This window comes from Desulfospira joergensenii DSM 10085, from assembly GCF_000420085.1.
Lineage (GTDB): Bacteria > Desulfobacterota > Desulfobacteria > Desulfobacterales > Desulfobacteraceae > Desulfospira > Desulfospira joergensenii.
Genome location: NZ_ATUG01000001.1, coordinates 2374824 through 2393244 on the forward strand (window position 1 = coordinate 2374824; position 18421 = coordinate 2393244).

18 protein-coding genes are annotated in these 18421 nt (G+C 52.9%); 14 read left to right on the forward strand and 4 right to left on the reverse strand.

Annotated features, from left to right (window positions below; all coding sequences use genetic code 11):
- The first annotated feature begins 7 nt into the window (after positions 1-7).
- A complete protein-coding gene (locus F608_RS36175; protein WP_022665876.1) occupies positions 8-160 on the forward strand; it encodes a hypothetical protein in 153 nt (50 codons plus the stop codon).
- A 252-nt stretch (positions 161-412) separates the two neighbouring features.
- Here F608_RS36175 and pruA read toward each other — a convergent pair whose 3' ends face one another.
- Together pruA and amaB are read right to left on the reverse strand one after the other, a co-directional pair.
- Complete coding sequence (pruA, locus tag F608_RS0111950; RefSeq protein ID WP_022665877.1) at positions 413-2041, reverse strand: L-glutamate gamma-semialdehyde dehydrogenase; 1629 nt, start codon at positions 2039-2041, stop codon at positions 413-415.
- Between the two features lie 6 nt (positions 2042-2047).
- Complete coding sequence (gene amaB / locus F608_RS0111955) at positions 2048-3595, reverse strand: L-piperidine-6-carboxylate dehydrogenase (protein WP_022665878.1); 1548 nt, start codon at positions 3593-3595, stop codon at positions 2048-2050.
- Between the two features lie 113 nt (positions 3596-3708).
- Here amaB and F608_RS0111965 point away from each other — a divergent pair, with 113 nt between their 5' ends.
- A complete protein-coding gene (locus tag F608_RS0111965) occupies positions 3709-4605 on the forward strand; it encodes a LysR family transcriptional regulator (protein WP_022665879.1) in 897 nt (298 codons plus the stop codon).
- 203 nt (positions 4606-4808) lie between these two features.
- On the forward strand, positions 4809-5009 hold the full coding sequence (locus F608_RS0111970; RefSeq protein WP_022665880.1) for a cold-shock protein: 201 nt from the start codon (positions 4809-4811) through the stop codon (positions 5007-5009).
- Between the two features lie 125 nt (positions 5010-5134).
- Here the strand turns inward: F608_RS0111970 and F608_RS0111975 are convergent, their stop codons facing one another.
- Complete coding sequence (locus F608_RS0111975; RefSeq protein ID WP_022665881.1) at positions 5135-5413, reverse strand: RNA recognition motif domain-containing protein; 279 nt, start codon at positions 5411-5413, stop codon at positions 5135-5137.
- A 471-nt stretch (positions 5414-5884) separates the two neighbouring features.
- On the opposite strand from F608_RS0111975, the gene F608_RS0111980 reads away from it, so the two are divergent.
- A complete protein-coding gene (locus F608_RS0111980) occupies positions 5885-7084 on the forward strand; it encodes a YkgJ family cysteine cluster protein (RefSeq protein ID WP_022665882.1) in 1200 nt (399 codons plus the stop codon).
- Positions 7085-7095: 11 nt separating this feature from the next.
- Entirely contained in the window at positions 7096-7560 is a 465-nt protein-coding gene (locus F608_RS31650; protein WP_022665883.1) for a hypothetical protein, read from the forward strand.
- Between the two features lie 39 nt (positions 7561-7599).
- Here F608_RS31650 and radC read toward each other — a convergent pair whose 3' ends face one another.
- Positions 7600-8283 carry a RadC family protein gene (gene radC / locus F608_RS0111990; protein WP_022665884.1) on the reverse strand — a complete coding sequence of 228 codons (684 nt, stop codon included), beginning with the start codon at positions 8281-8283 and terminating at the stop codon, positions 7600-7602.
- Positions 8284-8540: 257 nt separating this feature from the next.
- Here radC and F608_RS0111995 point away from each other — a divergent pair, with 257 nt between their 5' ends.
- The 9 genes from F608_RS0111995 (at position 8541) to F608_RS31665 (ending at position 18418) form a co-directional block, all read left to right on the forward strand.
- Positions 8541-9026: an Lrp/AsnC family transcriptional regulator gene (locus F608_RS0111995; RefSeq protein WP_022665885.1), complete on the forward strand. Its 486-nt coding sequence runs from the start codon at positions 8541-8543 to the stop codon at positions 9024-9026.
- The gene (locus F608_RS0112000; RefSeq protein ID WP_022665886.1) at positions 9023-10084 is read left to right on the forward strand and encodes a mandelate racemase/muconate lactonizing enzyme family protein; all 1062 of its coding nucleotides are present in this window, start codon (positions 9023-9025) and stop codon (positions 10082-10084) included. Before F608_RS0111995 ends, F608_RS0112000 begins: the two co-directional genes overlap by 4 nt.
- Positions 10084-11232 carry an N-acetyltransferase DgcN family protein gene (locus F608_RS31655; RefSeq protein WP_022665887.1) on the forward strand — a complete coding sequence of 383 codons (1149 nt, stop codon included), beginning with the start codon at positions 10084-10086 and terminating at the stop codon, positions 11230-11232. Before F608_RS0112000 ends, F608_RS31655 begins: the two co-directional genes overlap by 1 nt.
- Entirely contained in the window at positions 11225-12844 is a 1620-nt protein-coding gene (locus tag F608_RS0112010; RefSeq protein ID WP_022665888.1) for an N-acyl-D-amino-acid deacylase family protein, read from the forward strand. Before F608_RS31655 ends, F608_RS0112010 begins: the two co-directional genes overlap by 8 nt.
- Before the next feature lie 68 nt (positions 12845-12912).
- Positions 12913-14487 carry an ABC transporter substrate-binding protein gene (locus F608_RS31660; protein ID WP_022665889.1) on the forward strand — a complete coding sequence of 525 codons (1575 nt, stop codon included), beginning with the start codon at positions 12913-12915 and terminating at the stop codon, positions 14485-14487.
- Positions 14488-14580: 93 nt separating this feature from the next.
- On the forward strand, positions 14581-15507 hold the full coding sequence (locus tag F608_RS0112020) for an ABC transporter permease (protein WP_022665890.1): 927 nt from the start codon (positions 14581-14583) through the stop codon (positions 15505-15507).
- Between the two features lie 42 nt (positions 15508-15549).
- On the forward strand, positions 15550-16437 hold the full coding sequence (locus tag F608_RS0112025; RefSeq protein ID WP_022665891.1) for an ABC transporter permease: 888 nt from the start codon (positions 15550-15552) through the stop codon (positions 16435-16437).
- Positions 16434-17417, forward strand: a complete 984-nt coding sequence (locus F608_RS0112030) for an ABC transporter ATP-binding protein (RefSeq protein ID WP_022665892.1) — start codon at positions 16434-16436, stop codon at positions 17415-17417. The genes F608_RS0112025 and F608_RS0112030 overlap by 4 nt, the downstream gene beginning before the upstream one ends.
- The gene (locus F608_RS31665; RefSeq protein ID WP_033398109.1) at positions 17414-18418 is read left to right on the forward strand and encodes an ABC transporter ATP-binding protein; all 1005 of its coding nucleotides are present in this window, start codon (positions 17414-17416) and stop codon (positions 18416-18418) included. Before F608_RS0112030 ends, F608_RS31665 begins: the two co-directional genes overlap by 4 nt.
- Positions 18419-18421: the final 3 nt, after the last annotated feature.

The window sequence follows — 18421 nt, forward strand, 5'->3', positions numbered from 1 at the left end:
GGTGTAAATGAATATCCAAGGAATTGGACAAGCGTTTACCGCCTACCAGTCAACGGGGGTTCAGAGAAGTTCTGAATCTTCCGGCTTTGATGTGGAATCCATTATCGCCGAGGAGGACAGTAACCCGGACGGTTATCTGAGACTCAATCAACGGAGATGAGCTCCTCCCAAGAGTAGAGCACCTTGAATGATAATGATTTTCCGGGCCTGGTTGTATAGACTTTTTTTATATCACCCACCCGAAAGGGGCGGTTGAGATAACCGCCCCTTTTTTAAAAGCCGGGCCTTTCTGATGTTTCCACCATCCGGGTTTCCCCCACTGCTGCAAACGTCAGAAAGGTTTCAGCTCCGAGGTGCTCAGGGCTGAAGCTGTAGTTGTCTACCGCAAAGCCCTGATTATGCAAGGTTGGGTTTATTCGGCCATAAACGGGTATTGATAATCCATGGGCGGAACAAAGCTTTCCTTAATGGTCCGGGGAGAGGTCCACCGGATCAGGTTGAGCAGACTGCCGGCCTTGTCGTTTGTCCCGCTTTTCCGGGCTCCCCCAAAGGGCTGCTGCCCCACCACGGCCCCGGTGGGTTTGTCATTGATATAGAAGTTGCCCGCAGTATGGGTCAGCCTCTCCATCATATGATTGACAGCCGCGCGGTCCCGGGCAAAGATGGCACCGGTCAGGGCGTATATGCTGGTCCGGTCCAGGATGTCCAGGGTCTGATCCAGGTCCTGGTCCTCATAAATATAAAGGGTCAGGACCGGTCCGAAAATCTCATTCTCCATGGATTCATAGTGCGGGTCTTTGGCCAGGATGACGGTGGGTTCAATGAAATACCCCTTTGACTTGTCCCGCTTGCCTCCCAGGATCACCTCAGCCTGGTCGGAAGACTCTGCCCTTGAAATATACCCGTCAATGGAGTCAAAGGCCTTTTCATCGATCACGGCGTTGACGAAATTGCCGAATTCCTGAACGCTGCCGGTTTTTATGGTTTTGACCTGGTTTTCCAGTTTTTTCAAGAACTCCCCGGACATGGACCGGGGCAGGTAGAGCCTGGAGCAGGCCGAGCATTTCTGGCCCTGGTATTCAAAGGCCCCCCGGATCGCGGCCGTAACCGCCGGGTCCGGTTCTCCCGAGGGATGAATGAAAATATAATCCTTGCCCCCGGTTTCCCCCACGATCCTGGGATAGGACCGGTACTTGTCAATATTTTCCCCGGTTTTCCGCCAAAGGGTCTGGAACACCCCGGTGGAACCGGTGAAATGAATCCCGGCCAGGTCTTCATGGGAGAGGATAATCTTTCCGGTCCTTGACCCCTGACCCGGGATAAAGTTGATCACTCCGTCGGGGAGTCCTGCCTCCTTTAGGATCTCCATGATGTAAAATCCGGACAAGACTGCCGTGGATGCCGGTTTCCACACCACGGTATTCCCCATCATGGCCGGGGCCGTGCACAGGTTTCCGGCAATGGCCGTAAAGTTGAAAGGGGTCAGGGCAAAGACGAAACCTTCCAGGGGCCGGTACTCGGTCCGGTTCCAGATCCCCTTTTCAGAACGGGGCTGACCCTGGTAGATCTCTTCCATGAACTTCACGTTAAACCTCAAAAAATCAACCAGTTCGCAGGTAGCGTCAATTTCCGCCTGAAAGGCATTCTTGGACTGGCCCAGCATGGTGGCCCCATTCAGCAGGTGGGTATACTTCTGGGAAATCAGGTCTGCCGCCTTGAGAAAGATGGCTGCCCGCTCCTGCCACGGCATGGCCTCCCAGGCCGGTTTGGCTTTCAAAGCCGCTTCTATGGCCTGGAGAATTTCAGCATCCCCGGCCTTGCTGAATCTGGCCAGAACATGATTGTGGTCATGGGGACAGACCGCTGTCCCAATGTCGCCGGTATGGACGGCCCGGCCGTTGATGACCAGGGGAATCTTAATTTCCTCATTCATCTGCCTTTGAAGTTCAGCCTCCAGGGCCGGCCTTTCCGGACTGCCCGGCCCGAACATCTTTATTGGCTCGTTATAGGCTTCAGGCAGCCTTAATATGCTATTGTTCATAATTTATTATTCTCCGCTGATATTAAACTCTATTCCCTGGGCCAGGGGAAGATCCCTGCCCCAGTTGATGGTATTGGTCTGACGCCTCATATAGATCTTCCAGGCGTCCGACCCGGATTCCCGGCCTCCGCCGGTCTCTTTTTCGCCGCCGAATGCTCCCCCGATCTCCGCCCCGGAGGTACCGATATTCACGTTGGCAATACCGCAGTCCGATCCCATATGGGACAAAAAGGTTTCCTGATAATGGACCGAAGAGGTAAACACGGCGCTGGACAGACCCTGGGGCACGTTATTGTGGAACGCAAGGGCCTGGTCATAGGTATCGTATTCAATGATATAGAGGATGGGGGCAAAGGTCTCCTCCTGGACAACGGGATATTGATTTTCAGCCTCCACAATGGCGGGCTTTACATAGAACCCGTCTTCAAGGCCCTCCAGAGTCAGGGTGCCGCCTCCGTAAAGGATTTTACCTCCCTGTTCCTGAACCGCAGCCAGGGCGTTTTCCATGTCGGACACGGCCCGGCCGTCAATGAGGGGTCCCATGAGGGTGGACTCGTCCAGGGGATTGCCGATCTTAACCTGTTTATAGGCATTGACCAGGGCATTTACAAATTTTTCTTTCACGGAAGAGTGGACAATGATCCGACGTGTGGAGGTGCACCGCTGGCCCGCCGTTCCCACGGCCCCGAACAGGGTGGCCCGGATGGCCATGTCCATGTCGGCGTCTTCGGTGACGATGATGGCGTTGTTGCCCCCCAGTTCCAGCAGGGTCCGGCCCAGGCGGCCTCCCACAACCTCTCCCACATGTTTTCCCATGGCCGTGGATCCCGTGGCTGAAATCAGAGGAATGCGTTTATCGTGGAGCATGGGCTCCCCCACATCTTCCCGTGACCCGATGACCAGGTTAAAAATCCCTTCAATCCCGTATTTGTCCACCACAGGTGCAATGATATTCTGAATGGCAACGGCCGTTAGCGGAGTTTTGGAACTGGGCTTAAACAATACGGCATCCCCGCATACCCCTGCAACCAATGCATTCCAGGACCAGACCGCCACAGGAAAGTTAAAGGCCGTGATCACCCCCACGATCCCCAGGGGATGCCATTGCTCGTACATCCGGTGCATGGGGCGCTCACTGTGCATGGTCAGTCCGTAAAGCTGACGGGAAAGTCCCACGGCAAAATCGGCAATGTCGATCATCTCCTGGACCTCGCCCAGCCCTTCCGCCTTTATTTTTCCCGCCTCCATGGCGACCAGGGTGCCCAGGGCCTCTTTTTTCTCCCTGAGAACGTCGGCAATCTCCCGTATGATCTCTCCCCGTTTGGGGGCCGGCATCATGCGAAAGGAGGCAAAGGCGGCTGTGGCCTTTTCCATGACCGAGTCATAGGCCCGCCGGTCCGCCATGATCACCCTGGCAATGGGCTGCCCGTCTATGGGGGAGGTGCTCACAAGCTCTTTGCCCTTGGTTTGGATCCATCCATTTGAACCGCCGGTGGTGGCGCCGAAGTTAACATCCTGAATGCCTAAAGAATCTAATACCTTGCTTTTTTCCATGAAATCACCTCTTTTATAAAATTATAAAATACTTTTTCCTTGTAATATACCCCCTGGTTGAGTAAAGTAAAATTCATAATTTTTATGATTATCATGAATTGCTTTCATACTTTATGGATCTATACCACCTAAAGACCTTTTTTATCCTGGCAAAGATCAAGAATTTTACCCGGGCCGCAGAAGCCCTGTTTGTCACCCAGTCCGCGGTCAGCCACGCCATTAAAAAACTGGAGACCTCCCTGGACACCCCCCTGATCCGCCGCCGGGGAAAGACCCTTTCCCTGACCCATGCCGGCCAGGCTCTGTTCAGGTCCTGCGAAAAGATCTTCTATGAAATCGAACGGGCCGACCAGGAGATCACCCGGTTTAAAAAAGAGGCCAAACTGGGAATCCGGATCGGATCCACCGTTGAATTCGGCACCTCAATCCTGATCAATCATATCCATACCTTTCTTGAAAACCATCCGGATATCCACCTGGACTTTTATTTTTCCCATTATCTGGGAAAGCCCCTGGCCCAGGATGAGGTGGACCTGGTCGTTGACTGCCGGGATCATGATCTGCCCAACCTGGAAAAAATATATCTTTTCCAGGAACAATACGTCACCATTGCTTCGCCTCAATTCGTGAAAGAGCATGAGATCCGTTCTCTGGACGATCTTGAAAAGATCAATCTCCTTTCCGATGACAAGAATCTGGACTGGTGGAAAAATTTCGTCACGGCCATTCCCCGGGAAAAAAGGACCTGTCTGAAAAACGTAATCCAAATCAACCATATCCGGGGAATCATCAATGGCGCCATTTCAGGGCTGGGCATCGGATTTGTCCCCAAGTATACGGTCATCCGGGAACTTGAGGAAAAAATCCTCATCGATCCCTTTCCCGGGATCAAGCCCGGGGCCGATCATTTCAATATTTTCATTAAACGGGAAAAGCTGGAATTTAAAAAGCACAAGGCCCTTGTGGAATACCTGACCCGGATCAAGCCCTCCCAGTTCGGCGTGGGTTAGGCCCAAATGTGTAAAATATCTTTGCCAAACATCAATTATTACTTGACATTTGTTGAAAATCATCTATCTTAGGCGGACTGCGCTTACTATTTTAACGCACAGGTTTCAAATCACAGGTGTATATTCCCTAACAAAAAGTGAGATTACTCCCAGCGTTGGAAACCGAATTTTTTTTATTTTTTTTATTACAGGAGAAAGCCACTATGGCAAACGGCATCGTAAAATGGTTTAACGAATCAAAAGGTTTTGGATTTATCGAGCAGGAAGGCGGAAAAGATGTATTTGTGCATCATACCGGCATCAACGGAGCAGGGTTTAAATCCCTGAATGAAGGGGATCAGGTTTCATTTGATATTGAAGAAGGACAGAAAGGTCCTGCTGCAACAAATGTAACGGTTCTCTAGTTAGCCATTTTATCTATTTTTCAAAGCAGCCGTCGTTAGGGCTGCCCACAAAAAGATAAATCAAAAGCCCGGGGCAATATTGCTCCCGGGCTTTTTTGTTTTGTGGATAAGGCTTTAAAAAATTCTTAAAATCGCCTCCGCTTAAAAGGCTTTTTTTTCTTGCCGCCGGAATCGGCAGGATTCACCTTAATGGTTTTCCCGTCAATAAATTTTTTATTCAAGGCCTTGATTGCCTGGTCCGCCTCTGAGTTGCTGGGCATTTCAACGAATCCAAACCCCTTGGACCTCCCGGTGTATCTGTCTTTTATGATTTTCGCACTTTGGACTTCGCCAAAGGCTTCAAACATTTCTCTTAGGGAAGTCTCATTCATTTGATCGGTAAAATTCCCAACATAAATATTCATTCAATATCCTTTTCTCTTTAAGGACTATTTCGTAATCCGGAATGAAATCGCAGATGAAAAAATGGAAAATCCGTTAATTTTCCCAATCACGCCGTTGTCCTGATGCTATACGCCAAACCCTTCTTCAGCCGACCATCACGCCGTGAGCGTTCCCGTTGAAAATAAAGGAAAAATCATGGAATGATATAACAGCAGGGGCGTATCCTTTGTGCACGCACCCTGCTGATCCCTTTTGTATAACAGGTTTGACCTGAAAACTCAAAACAAATAAAAAGCCCGGCTCTGCAAGCCTCCCATGAAACAGTTGCCGGGACCGGGATAATAAATCTTGCTCATAAACAGGGAATCGGATAGACTCCAGGCATATTGGAAAATTTAAATTTTCTAAACGTGAATACCATTTACATGTAAGTTCAGACAGCCTTTTGGTTCGTTTACGGAATCCTTTCTGTCTTGCACCTTCGAGGTTGTATGAAAGAATCAGAGGGCCCGGCCGACCAGGATCTATTCAAAACCATTCTGGAAAAAATTTTTCTGGAAAAAGTATACCATGGCTTTCTCAAGGACTCGGTTCTTTCCGTAGCGGTGGAGGTCATGGAGTATGTCCAGAACATCATCCAGGACCTTGAGGAATCCGGACAGGCCCCTCAGGTTTCCTGCCGCAACGGCTGTGATTTCTGCTGTTACTCGCATATTACCATTTTGCCCATTGAGGCCCTGTTGATCTATTCCTTTGTTCAGGATCAATTCACGGATTCGGAACTTACGGTTTTAAGAGAAAAAATCAAAACCAAACACAGATTAATCCGGGGCAAAACCCTGGAAGAAAAATTTGATCTAAAAGAAAAAACGCCCTGTATATTTTTAAGGGACGGCGCCTGCCGGATCTATCCGGTCCGCCCCTTTATCTGCCGGGCCTGGAACTCCCTTGACGCGTCGGAATGCCGGGCTGCCTTTCATGCCGATAACCTTCATGCCCGGATCGAATCCTCCTCAGCCAGAAACCATGTGTTTGAATCGGCAAGGGACCTGTTTCTGGATATAAGCCGCCAGCTTCATCTGGAAACCGACAGACTTGAACTCTCCCGGGCCGTTTCCAGGTGTCTGGAAGTATCCGGCCCCATGACTCTCTGGCTGGCCGGCCATGGGATACTCAACCCGGAACCCATTCCTGTCCCAGATAAAGCCTCCATGGGGGACGGAGGGGAAAATCAGGGCCGGAAAACTGAGAAACCCGGTTCAATAACTGAAAATCCCATGGCCCGGGAGATGGATTATGTCGATTATTTTTATCAAAAATACAGGGGCAGGGTCTCCCTGGGGGTCGGGTATCATCAGAATCTCTCTGAGATCTACCCCTTCATCTTCCAGAACGTCCATGGAAAACCCATTGGAATTGTCGCCATGGGTGCTGTTTCCAATGGGGAAAAAGCGGTTCATATCTATCACATCGGTTCCTTTGTGACCCGGCAAGGGAAAGGATCCCAAATTCTTCAGGAACTCTGCCGGAAAGCAGACTGCTTTAATATTCACCTGAGTGTCAGTCCGGTTTTCATGCCCAACGGCAAAGACCCCCATATGAATTACGGATTGTTGACGGAATGGTACGAAAAATTTGATTTCAAAGGAGAGGCCAACCTCTTGCGAAGTCCCAGAAAAAAAACAAACTAGGGGGCCCGGCCTTGACTCTTCCCCACAGATCCCCATTCTTAACCAGACAGATCCCCATTCTGCTGAGCCGGTTTTCAATTTCCTTTGAACAGGAGTTGTCCTGCCTGGAGTATTTTCTCAGTACCCCCAAAGACCCAAGACCCTTTTCAAGGTCCCTGGTGGTCTCCCATGAAACCTTTTCAGACAGTCTATACGTTTCCAAATTCTATCCTGAGATCTACAAAGAATTGAACTGTAAATACCTTTCTGCCGCCTGCTTTTACATGATAATCCACCATGCCGTATCCATGTTCCACCTGCCCGACCGATGCCGGGTCAACCTGGAGACCGATACCGGAGTGTTTCAAAAATTTTATTCCAGGCTGAATGATTTTAATTTTAAAATTTGCTATACCCGGCCGGCAGAAAAGGTATACCTCAGGGGAAATTACTGCGAAACCGAATTCAAGGTCAACATGATCCGGCCGGCCTCCTGAACCCGGGCAAAATCCCATGGCCCTTATAGCAAAAAAGTCCTATCCGGACGAGACCTCTCCTAAACACCCGTTTTCCCTGAAACTGAAATACGCATCCCGATTAAAAATCAGGTGATCCAGAAAACGGATGCCCAGGATATCCCCGGCATTGAAAAGACGCCGGGTCATGGCGATATCGCTTTTGCTGGGGCTTAAATCTCCCGAGGGATGGTTATGGGCCACAATGATTGCCGAAGCCCGGTCCGTGAGAGGATCGGCATAGACTTCCCTGGGATGGACCTGGGTGGTGTTGACCAGACCGATGGACACCACCCGGATCTGAATCACCTCATTGGCGCCGTTCACCGAAGCGCATAGAAAATGCTCCTGTTTCCGGTCAGCATAGTGGCGGACATGGGGAAACAGATCTTCGGGCCGGGTGATCTTCAGTCCTTCGGGTCTGACCCTGCGCCGGGTAAACTCCATGGCCGCAAGGATAAGGGCGGCTTTGGCATCCCCCACTCCTTTGAACGGCTTTACATCCTCCACCGTGAGATTAAACCCTCTTTGATCAATGACCGGGATCAGCTTTTCGGCCAGGGCCAGCACATCCATGTCCCGGGTCCCCTTGCCCAGGAGAATTGCCAGAAGCTCCCTGTCCGAAAGAATCCCGGCGCCCTTCTCCAGAAGCTTTTCCCTGGGGCGCTGATCTGCCGGAATCTGCCGGATCAATTTTTTCTTCACGGGAATCCAACCTCTTTATTCATCGGTTTCCTTTAAAATATATGAGTTACACCCAAAAAACAACTTCATCCGACCTTATCAAATCAATTTTACATTAATTAAATAAAAATTATTGACATTTTATTTTTATAAATACAAAATATATCCCGTATGAATTTTAATTAAATAAAATAACTTTGTGAAGCGGCAGGCGATTTGTACGGAAAGATCCCTGTCACCAAGCGGATTTACCCTTAACCCCTATTTTTAAAAAAATTATGGAAAACAAAGACATAGACACCATAGACCGGCGGATGATCAAACTCCTTTCCCAGGACGGGAGGATGCCGGCCAAAGAGATCGCAAAAAAGCTGGATGTCTCCGCCCCCACGGTTCATACCCGGCTGGGTTCCCTCATTAAGAGGGGGGTGCTCAAAGTGGCTGGCCTGGTGGACACCTTTAAGGTCAAAGACACCCTGACGGCCATCATTGCCATCCGGGTGGACGACAATGGAAAAATGGGAGATGTCATTGACCAGCTCATGGAATTTGAAAACATTCACTGGGCCGTGGCCGTCACCGGCCGTTACGACATTTTTGCCGAAGTCATCGTCACCGAAGGTATAGAGTGGATGTTCAAGTTCTATGAAGAACAGATGAGCCAGATAGACGGGATCAGTCATGCCGAGTCCTTCATGGTGACCAACACCCGGCGGAAATGGACCTGCCTGCCCCCGAAAATCAAAGGCTGGATCGACGAATGAAAATAAAAGAGATTAAATTCTGGAAAGAGGACCTCAAGCTGACCCGGCCCTATACCATTGCCTATGAGACCGTGGATGCCGTGGAGAACATTTTTGTGACCCTTGAAGGGGATAACGGGATCACGGGGATCGGAGCCGGATCCCCGGCACCGGAGGTCACCGGTGAAACCATGGGAAAAAGCATGAAAGCCCTGGAGGGCCTGAACCCTTTTCTCAAAGGAAAGGACATCCGGATGACGCCTTCCCTGCTCAGATCCCTGCAGACCGGCCTGGACGGAACACCGGCGGCCATGGCAGCGGCAGACATCGCCCTCCACGATCTGGCCGGAAAAACCCTGGGCCTGCCCCTGGCCGATATCCTGGGCCGGGCCCATGACTCCCTGCCCACATCCATCACCATCGGCATCATGGACCTTGACCAAACCCTGGAAGAGGCCCGGGAGTATGTGGAAAGGGGGTTTACCATCCTCAAGATCAAAACCGGGCTCGACCTGGAAGGGGACATCGAACGGGTCCTAAAGGTCCGGGAAGACTTCGGCCCGTCCGTCCGTATCCGGGTGGACGCCAACCAGGGGTACTCTGCCAGGGACTTTGCCCGTTTTTTCAAACAGACAAAAGATTGCGTGGAGTTTTCCGAGCAGCCCCTAAAATCGGACCAGCTCAAGGAGATGCAGGCCCTTGACCGGTCCATGAGAATGTTGTCCGCCGCCGATGAAAGCCTTCACACCCCGGCGGATGTCCCGGCCCTGCTCCAGGAACCCCGGCCTTTTGGAATTTTCAACATCAAGCTCATGAAATGCGGAGGCATGGGACCGGGTCTGGATATTGCCCGACTGGCCCGTCTTTCCGGCATTGACCTCATGTGGGGATGTATGGACGAGAGCGTTGTCAGCATTGCCGCCGCCCTGCATGCGGCCCTGGCCTCCCCGGCCACCCGGTATTTGGATCTTGACGGCAGCCTGGATTTGGCCAGGGACATTGTAAAAGGCGGATTTATCCTGGAAAACGGAAACCTAAGAACCACGGACCAGCCCGGATTGGGAGTGACAAGAATTTAATGGAAACCGATAAAAATCAAATCATGATGGGAACAGCCGTACTTCTGACCAATGGTCTCCTGGCCGCGGCCGATGCAAAAACCGCCCACGGCCTGATCCGGGGAACGGAACGGTTTCAGGTCACCGGGGTCATTGATGGGAACCATGCAGGAAAAGACGCCGGAGAAGTCCTGGAAGGAATCCGCCGCAACATTCCGGTATATGCCCACATGGATGCCTACCTGGATGAAAAAGGGAAAAAACCGGATTTTGCCGTTATCGGGGTGGCCCTCTGCGGGGGGCGGCTGGACGAGGAATGGCAGGCCATTGCCATGGATATACTCAACCGGGGGATTTCCATTGTCAACGGCATGCACATGCACTTAAGCGAAATTCCCGCATTCCGGGAAGCCGCCCAAAAAAACGGGGCACAAATCATTGATATCCGGAAATCCAAACCCTTTGACCAACTCTGTTTCTGGTCCGGCCGGATCTTTGACATGAAGATCCCCCGCATTGCCGTTCTGGGCACAGACTGCGCCCTGGGAAAACGGACCACCTCCCGGCTCATTTTAGAGGCCTGTGAGCCGTCAGGGGTTCGAGTCCGGATGATCTACACCGGCCAGACCGGATGGCTCCAGGGCAATCCCTATGGGTTTATCCTGGATTCCACCCTGAATGATTTTGTCAGCGGCGAACTGGAAGACGCCATTGTCCGCTGCGAACAGGAGGCCGGACCGGACCTGATCATCGTGGAGGGCCAGTCTGCATTGCGAAACCCCTTAGGCCCCTGCGGATCCGAGATCATCTTATCCGGGAACATCAAGGGAGTGATTCTCCAGCATGCTCCGTTCAGAAAGTATGTGGACGGCGGGGAAAAGTTTAAATGCCTGCTCCCGGACCTTGAAACCGAAATCCGGCTGGTGGAACTCTACGGCTCCCGGGTCATTGCCGTCACCCTCAACGGGCAGGGAGGCTCCTGCGAAGAACTTCATCGATACGGCCGGGATCTTGAGGAAAGAATAAATATCCCGGTGATTCTGCCCCTGGAAAACTCCCCGGCAGGGATGGGGAGAATCCTTCCGGTGGTAGCAAAATTCATCCGGAATCACAAAAATTTTCCGGACACCTCAAGACGGCAGCCGGAAAGCGGAGGTTCAAATGCCTGACCTCATCATCAAAAACGTTTCCGTCATCGACGGAACCGGAAGGCCGGCCTTTGCATCCGACATCGGTATCACCGGGGGCAGGATCTCCCATGTGGCTGCGAACCTAAATCTGGACAGCCCGGAAATCCTGGATGGGAAGGGCCTTACCCTCTGCCCGGGATTTATCGACATTCACACCCATTCGGACTTTACTCTGCTGCTCTCCCCCGGGGCTGAATCCAGGATCACCCAGGGAGTAACCACCGAAGTCACGGGCAATTGCGGCGGATCGCCCGGGCCGGTCTGTGAAGATTTCCGAGAGGCGTTCATGGAGTACATGAGCGACCTGGGCAAGCATTATAAACGGGAACTCAACCCCGAAGACTGGAACTGGAATAGCTTGGATGAGTTCTATACCCGGCTGTCGGAACAGGGAACGGCTCTAAACATCGTTCCCCTGGTGGGCCACTCCACCCTGCGGGCCAATGTCATGGGATATTCAGACCGCCCCCCGAGACCGGATGAGATCCAAAAGATGAAGGCTCTTTTGCGGGATGAAATGGAAAAAGGGATTTTCGGGCTCTCCTCGGGCCTGGTCTACCACCCCGGGGCCTTTGCCCAAAAGGGTGAAATGGCTGAACTGGCCGGTGTTCTTCCCCGATATGAGGGGGTCTACTCAACCCATATGAGAAGCGAGGGAAAATTCTTATTTGAGGCCGTGGACGAGGCCCTGTCCGTGGCCCGGAAATCCGGGGCCTCCCTTGAAATCTCCCATCTCAAATGCGAATCCCCTGCCATATGGGGAAAGGGCGCCCTCCTGCTGGAGAAGATTGACCAGGCCCGTGGGGAAGGCCTGGATGTTCACTTTGATCAATACCCTTACACGGCCTACAGCACGGGGCTCATAGAGATCTTTCCCACATGGGCCAAGGAGGCCGGGGCATCCAGACTCAAACAGATTCTTTCCAATCCCAAAACCCGAAAGCAGGTAGCCCGGGACATGACCTCCATGGACTGGGACAACCCCATGGAGGGCTTAAGCTGGGAAGATGTGCTGCTCACGGGATTTTCCCTTCCGGAAAATAAAGGCCTGAACGGGTCCACAGTTGCGGAAGCAGCCCGGGCCAAGACATGCGATCCCATTGAAACCCTCTTTACCCTGTTCTGTGAAGAAAAGGACGGGCTTGGCATGATCGTCTTTGCCATGTCCGAGGAGGATCTTATGACCATTCTCCAACACCCCATGGGCATGATCGGATCAGACGGATGTTCCGTAACCCCGGGAGGAATTACCGGAAGAGTCCCGGTTCATCCCCGGTATTACGGAACTTTTCCCAGGGTTCTGGCCCGGTATGTCCGGAAGAAGAAGATCCTCTCCCTGGAACTGGCCGTATATAAAATGACCGGGCTGCCCGCCCAAAAGCTGGGCCTCAAGGACCGGGGGCGGATCGAGAAAGGCATGGCAGCCGACCTGGTCCTATTTGATCCGGATAAAGTCCTGGACCGGGCCGATTTTACCCGGCCCCACCAGACCGCCCAGGGCATTCCCCATGTCTTTGTCAACGGCCGGGCCGTGGTCCGGGACGGAGCGCTGACCGGAGACCGGCCCGGCAAAAGACTCTATAAAAATTAAGTCGGCTCTGAACATGGCCAAGGAGCCTGTTGTTCTATATTCAAACGGTTAACCCCAAGGAGGAGTAAATGAAACAAACTGTAATTCGTATAGGTTTTATCCTGTTGATCCTGATCTTTGCCCTGGCTCCGGCCCAGGCAAAGGCTCAAAAAACCGTGTATGCGGCCGGTGATCCCAATGAACTGGGGGTCACCACCTTTAATCCCATCAAGGTTGAACTCAGCCACGAAGCCATGTACATTCTCTTTGACAGACTCATCGAATGGGGGCTGGACGGAAAATTTTATCCCGGCCTGGTCGAATCCTGGAGCGTGAGCGAGGACGGCATGACCTGGACCATGAACCTGAAAAAAGGGGTGCGTTTCCACGACGGAAGTCCCTTTAATTCGGAAGTGGTCAAATGGTTTTTAAAGGAAATGGAAACCGGCCCTTCAAGTTATATGGTCGGGGCCGTTGACAACGTGGAGATCACCGGGCCCTATTCCGTGCTCATCCACATGAAGCACCCGGACCCCAATATGCTGTACAATTTCTCCCAGTCTTTTATGTGTGTTCCCAGTATGGAAGCCTATAAAAAATACGGTGAGGAGTTCGGAATCAAATATGTGGTGGGATCCGGGCCCTATAAGTTTGAATCCTGGTCTCCGGGAAATGAACTGGTCCTGGTCAAGAATCCCGACTATAAATGGGGGCCCGGTCATGTCAAGAATAAGGGGCCTGCCGTCATCGACAAGGTTGTATACAAGGACATCAAGGAGGAATCCACAAGGTTCCTGGAACTGAAAACCGGGAAACTGGATGTTGTATTCGCCGTTCCCACCATGTTCATCGATAAAATCGAAAAAGACAAAAACCTCAGTATTGTCCAGCTGCCAGGGCTCACCCTATACCATATGATCATGAACACCCAGTCCCCGCCCCTGGACAATCTCCTGGTCAGAAAGGGCATTGCCCTGGCCGTGGACCAGGAGAGCATCACCAAGAACGTATTTGCCAGCGCCGGCAAGCCGGCCTATACCTATCTGATCGACTCCCTCCCTTCCTCCAAGGTGGATCCCAAGGATGAAATCCGGTTTGATCCGGAAGGGGCCAAGGCTGCCCTGGACAAAGCCGGCTGGAAAATGGGACCCGACGGAGTAAGGACGGACAAGGACGGGAACCGGCTGAAGCTCAAAATGCTGGCCAAGAACGAATCCTCCTACCGCAGGTCTGCCGAGGTCATCCAGGCCCAGCTGGCCGCCGTGGGCATTGAGACCGAAATCAACCTCATGGATCCCTCTTCCATCCGGGCCTTTTATAAAAAAGGGGAACATCAGCTGGCGGTCCGCTCCTATGAATGGGACAATGCAGATATCCTGGAGTGGTTCCTCAACTCCAAGCGCCTGGGCTATCCCAATGCATGCATGTGGCATGACAACGAGTCAGACTATCTCATGCAGAAGGCCATGACAAGATCCAGGACCCAAGAAGAGCGGATTCAAAACTTCAAGGAATACCATACCTACGTGCTGAACCAGGTCCTCTGGGCTCCCTTTTACCTTCCGGATAAGGTGTTTGCCGTGGGCAAGCGCCTGGTTTATCCCAAGGACAGCCTGGACAGGCGGTTTATGGGCATGGGTGTTCTGGACTGGGATCTCAAATAAGTGCATTTGTCTTTAACTGATTAACCCGAACCCCTTGATTTTCCGGTTAGCTCCGGAAAATCAAGGGGTGAGCCAAAATAGAGTAATCTATCCATGTGGGTATACGTAATCCGCCGTTTTTTACTGATGATCCCCATTTTTTTCGTGGTGTCTGTCATCGTTTTTTCCCTGATTCACATTGTGCCCGGCAATCCCATCGACAACCTCATGGGGCCGGGTATGACCAAGGCCCATGAACGAAAACTGATTGAAAAATACCATCTGGACAAGCCGGTTCCGGTTCAATATCTGATCTGGCTGAAAAATATGTTCAAGGGAGACCTGGGGCGTTCCATCATTGAAAAGCGTCCGGTCACGGAACTGCTGCTCCACCATCTGCCCTACAGCCTCTCCCTGGGACTGTCCGCCATTGTGCTCTCCTTTGTCCTGGGGGTCTCCATGGGAATCATCTCCGCTGCGACCAAGAACACCATATTCGACCATGTGGCCATGCTCATCGCCCTGTTCGGGGTGACCATCCCGGCCTTCTGGCTGGGCCTGATCCTCATCCTCTTCTTTGCGGTCTGGGTCTCCTGGTTTCCGGTGTCCGGATCCGGCACATTCTCCTCCCTGGTCCTGCCGGCCGTCACCGTCGGCCTGGGGGGTGCAGGCCTCATCGCCCGGGTCACCCGGGTGGCCATGCTTGAGGTGGCATCCAAGGATTTTATCGTCATGCTCCATGCCAAGGGCTTAGGCAAAAAGGCCATCCTGCTCAAGCATATCTTAAGAAACGCCCTGATCCCGGTGATCACCATTCTGGGACTCCGCATCGGATGGGTCCTTGGCGGGGCTGTAACCGTGGAAATCGTATTTGGCCGGCCCGGCCTGGGCCAGCTGCTCATCACCGGACTCTTCCGAAGGGATTACCCCGTGATCCAGGGGGCCATGCTGCTTCTGGCCATGGGCATCATGATGGGCACTTTCCTGGCCGATGTTTTATACGCCCTAACCGATCCCAGGGTAAGGGATCAGCATAATTAAGAATGGAGATTTGACAATGATTAGAGGAAAGATCCTCCTGCCATGAGCATTACGGAAAATACGGAAAAACAGATCAAACCGCCATCCAACAGGTGGCTCCGGCGCATTAAAAAACTGAAATCCAATAAAGCCGGAATCCTGGGTGTCATTCTCATCCTGGGGCTGATCCTGGTGGCGTTATCCGCAGACCTGGTGGCGCCTTACTCTTATAAAGAGCAGGATTTGAGCATCATGAACTCCCCGCCGTCCAAGGATCATCTCATGGGCACCGACGAGTTCGGCAGGGATGTGTTCAGCCGGATCCTGTACGGATCCCGGATATCCGTATATGTGGGCGTCGTTTCCGTGGGGCTTTCCGTTGTCATCGGCGTGATCCTGGGCTCTCTGGCCGGATACTACGGAGGATGGCTGGACCAGTTCCTCTCCCTGGTCACGGACCTGACCTGGTCTTTGCCTGAGATCCTGGTGGCGCTGCTTTTGGTGGCCATTGTCGGGGCCGGACTCGAGTGCGTGATTATTGCCATTGCCCTGACCTATTGGGCCCAGTATGCCCGGCTCATCCGGGGCCAGATCCTCATGCTCAAGACCGAGACCTATGTGGAGGCCACAAGGTCCCTGGGAGCCACAGATTTTACGATTCTGTTCAAACATCTTTTTCCCAATGCCATTGCCCCGGTCATAGTGGCGGCAACCATCGGCATCGGCCAGGCCATTGTCCTGGAAGCCACCCTGGGGTTCCTGGGCATGGGAGCCCAGCCCCCCCTGCCCAGCTGGGGGGCCATGATGAGCAACGGCACGGCCTATCTGTTCATCTCCCCCTGGGTGATCATCTTTCCGGGTCTGGCCATGATGATCACCGTGGTCGGATTCAACCTGTTTGGAGACGCCCTGGTGGATATCATGGACATTCGCGAGGATACCCTAAAATGAGCCTGCTCACCCTAAAGGACATCAAGGTTGAATTCAAGACCCGGGACGGAATCGTCCAGCCCCTGAACGGAGTCAGCTTTGAGCTTGAGGCCGGAGAAATCCTGGGATTGGTGGGAGAAACCGGTTCCGGGAAATCCGTGACCGCCCAGGCCGTCATGGGGCTGCTCCCCTTTCTGGACGGCAGGGTCTCTTCAGGGGAAATCTCCTTCATGGGCCGGGACATGCTCTCTTTATCCGAACCCGAATACCAGCAGTTAAGGGGAAACCAAATTTCCCTGATCTCCCAGAATCCAATGACCTCCCTGGATCCGGTTTACCGGGTGGGTCACCAGATCGTAGAGGGACTGCAGCTTCATACGGACCTGTCCCGGGAACAGGCCCGGGAACGGGCCGTCAATGTGATGTCCTCCCTGGGGATTCCCAATTCCGAAAAGGTATTCCACCAGTTCCCCCACCAGCTGTCCGGGGGACTCAAGCAGAGGATCGTCATTGCCATGGGACTGTGTGCCGATCCCAGGCTCCTCATTGCCGATGAACCCACCACTGCCCTGGATGTAACGGTCCAGGCCCAGATCGTCGAACTGTTCCGGCAGACCGTGGAAAAAATGGACCTGGGACTGATCATGATCACCCATGACCTGGGGGTAATCGCCAATCTATGCGACCGGGTGGCGGTCATGTATGCCGGCAACCTGGTGGAAATCGGGGATGTCAAATCGGTTTTTGCCCGTCCCGGCCATCCCTATACCAAGGCCCTGCTCAACTGCATTCCGGTCCTGAACATGGAGGCCGACAGTCTCAAGGCCATTCCGGGCAATGTTCCCAGCGTCCGGACATACCCAAAGGGATGCCGATACCATCCCCGGTGCCCGGACGCTGGGCCTCTGTGCCGCAAGATTCCGCCGGAGATCATCCGGACAGATCCGGGCTCCCGGGTTCTCTGCCACCAATTCTCGCCCCAGTGGAGGAAGACTTTATGAAGCCCCTGGTCCAGGTAAGCCGTTTATCCAAATTCTATCCCGTGACCGGCGGTCTGCTCCACAAAAAAATCGGTGAAGTCAAGGCGGTTAATGATCTGACCTTTGATCTGTTCAAAGGAGAATCACTGGGGGTGGTGGGGGAGTCCGGATGCGGGAAATCCACCCTGGCCAGGCTGATCCTGGGGTTGATCAAATCCACCCGGGGACAGATCCTCTTTGACGGCCTGGACATCACCGCCATGGGCAAAACCCGTCTGCGCCGCCTGAGAAGAAGGATGCAGATGGTTTTCCAGGACCCCCATTCCTCCCTGGACCCCCGCAACTCCATTTTCCGCAGCCTGGCAGAGGTGTTCAAAATCCAGAAGGAAAAAATAACCACCGCGAAAAGGAATGACCGGATTTTCCAACTCCTGGACATGGTAGGCCTAAAGCCCGAACACTGCCGGGCCTATCCCTATCAGCTGTCCGGCGGTCAGAAACAGCGGGCCGTGATTGCCCGTGCCCTGGCCATGACCCCGGAATTCATTATCCTGGACGAGCCTACAGCCGCCCTGGATGTTTCGGTCCAGGCCCAGATCGTCCTCCTGCTCCGGAAGCTTCGCCGGCGGTTCAACATGAGCTATCTGTTCATCTCCCATGACCTGGCCCTGGTGGACTATTTCTGTGACCGGATCATTGTCATGTACCTGGGCAGAATCGTTGAAATCACTTCGGGAAAACTTTCGGGACAAAAGCCCGGCCACCCCTATACCCAGCTCCTCCTGGACAGCCTTTTCACCGCAGACCCCTTTGCCCGCAAACCCGCCCCGAAAATAGAGGGAGAGGTGCCCACCCCCTTTAATCTTCCCGGGGGATGCGTCTTTCAAAACCGGTGTCCCCATGCCCAGGAGATCTGCCGGTCCCTTTCCCCGGACCTTGTCAAAACCCGGACCAACGGACAGGTGGCCTGCCATTTTCCCCTGAATTCTATTGACAAGAAGGGAGAAGAAATCCAAAAATAAGGC

Coding starts and splice junctions, on each gene's coding strand:
- F608_RS0112010 (WP_022665888.1), top strand. CDS start 11,225: ATGCCTGACCTCATCATCAAAAACGTTTCCGTCATCGACGGAACCGGA.
- F608_RS0111980 (WP_022665882.1), top strand. CDS start 5,885: ATGAAAGAATCAGAGGGCCCGGCCGACCAGGATCTATTCAAAACCATT.
- F608_RS0111965 (WP_022665879.1), top strand. CDS start 3,709: ATGGATCTATACCACCTAAAGACCTTTTTTATCCTGGCAAAGATCAAG.
- F608_RS31655 (WP_022665887.1), top strand. CDS start 10,084: ATGGAAACCGATAAAAATCAAATCATGATGGGAACAGCCGTACTTCTG.
- F608_RS0112030 (WP_022665892.1), top strand. CDS start 16,434: ATGAGCCTGCTCACCCTAAAGGACATCAAGGTTGAATTCAAGACCCGG.
- F608_RS31660 (WP_022665889.1), top strand. CDS start 12,913: ATGAAACAAACTGTAATTCGTATAGGTTTTATCCTGTTGATCCTGATC.
- F608_RS0111970 (WP_022665880.1), top strand. CDS start 4,809: ATGGCAAACGGCATCGTAAAATGGTTTAACGAATCAAAAGGTTTTGGA.
- amaB (WP_022665878.1), bottom strand. CDS start 3,595: ATGGAAAAAAGCAAGGTATTAGATTCTTTAGGCATTCAGGATGTTAAC.
- F608_RS0111995 (WP_022665885.1), top strand. CDS start 8,541: ATGGAAAACAAAGACATAGACACCATAGACCGGCGGATGATCAAACTC.
- F608_RS36175 (WP_022665876.1), top strand. CDS start 8: ATGAATATCCAAGGAATTGGACAAGCGTTTACCGCCTACCAGTCAACG.
- F608_RS0112025 (WP_022665891.1), top strand. CDS start 15,550: ATGAGCATTACGGAAAATACGGAAAAACAGATCAAACCGCCATCCAAC.
- F608_RS0111975 (WP_022665881.1), bottom strand. CDS start 5,413: ATGAATATTTATGTTGGGAATTTTACCGATCAAATGAATGAGACTTCC.
- F608_RS0112000 (WP_022665886.1), top strand. CDS start 9,023: ATGAAAATAAAAGAGATTAAATTCTGGAAAGAGGACCTCAAGCTGACC.
- F608_RS0112020 (WP_022665890.1), top strand. CDS start 14,581: ATGTGGGTATACGTAATCCGCCGTTTTTTACTGATGATCCCCATTTTT.
- pruA (WP_022665877.1), bottom strand. CDS start 2,041: ATGAACAATAGCATATTAAGGCTGCCTGAAGCCTATAACGAGCCAATA.
- F608_RS31665 (WP_033398109.1), top strand. CDS start 17,414: ATGAAGCCCCTGGTCCAGGTAAGCCGTTTATCCAAATTCTATCCCGTG.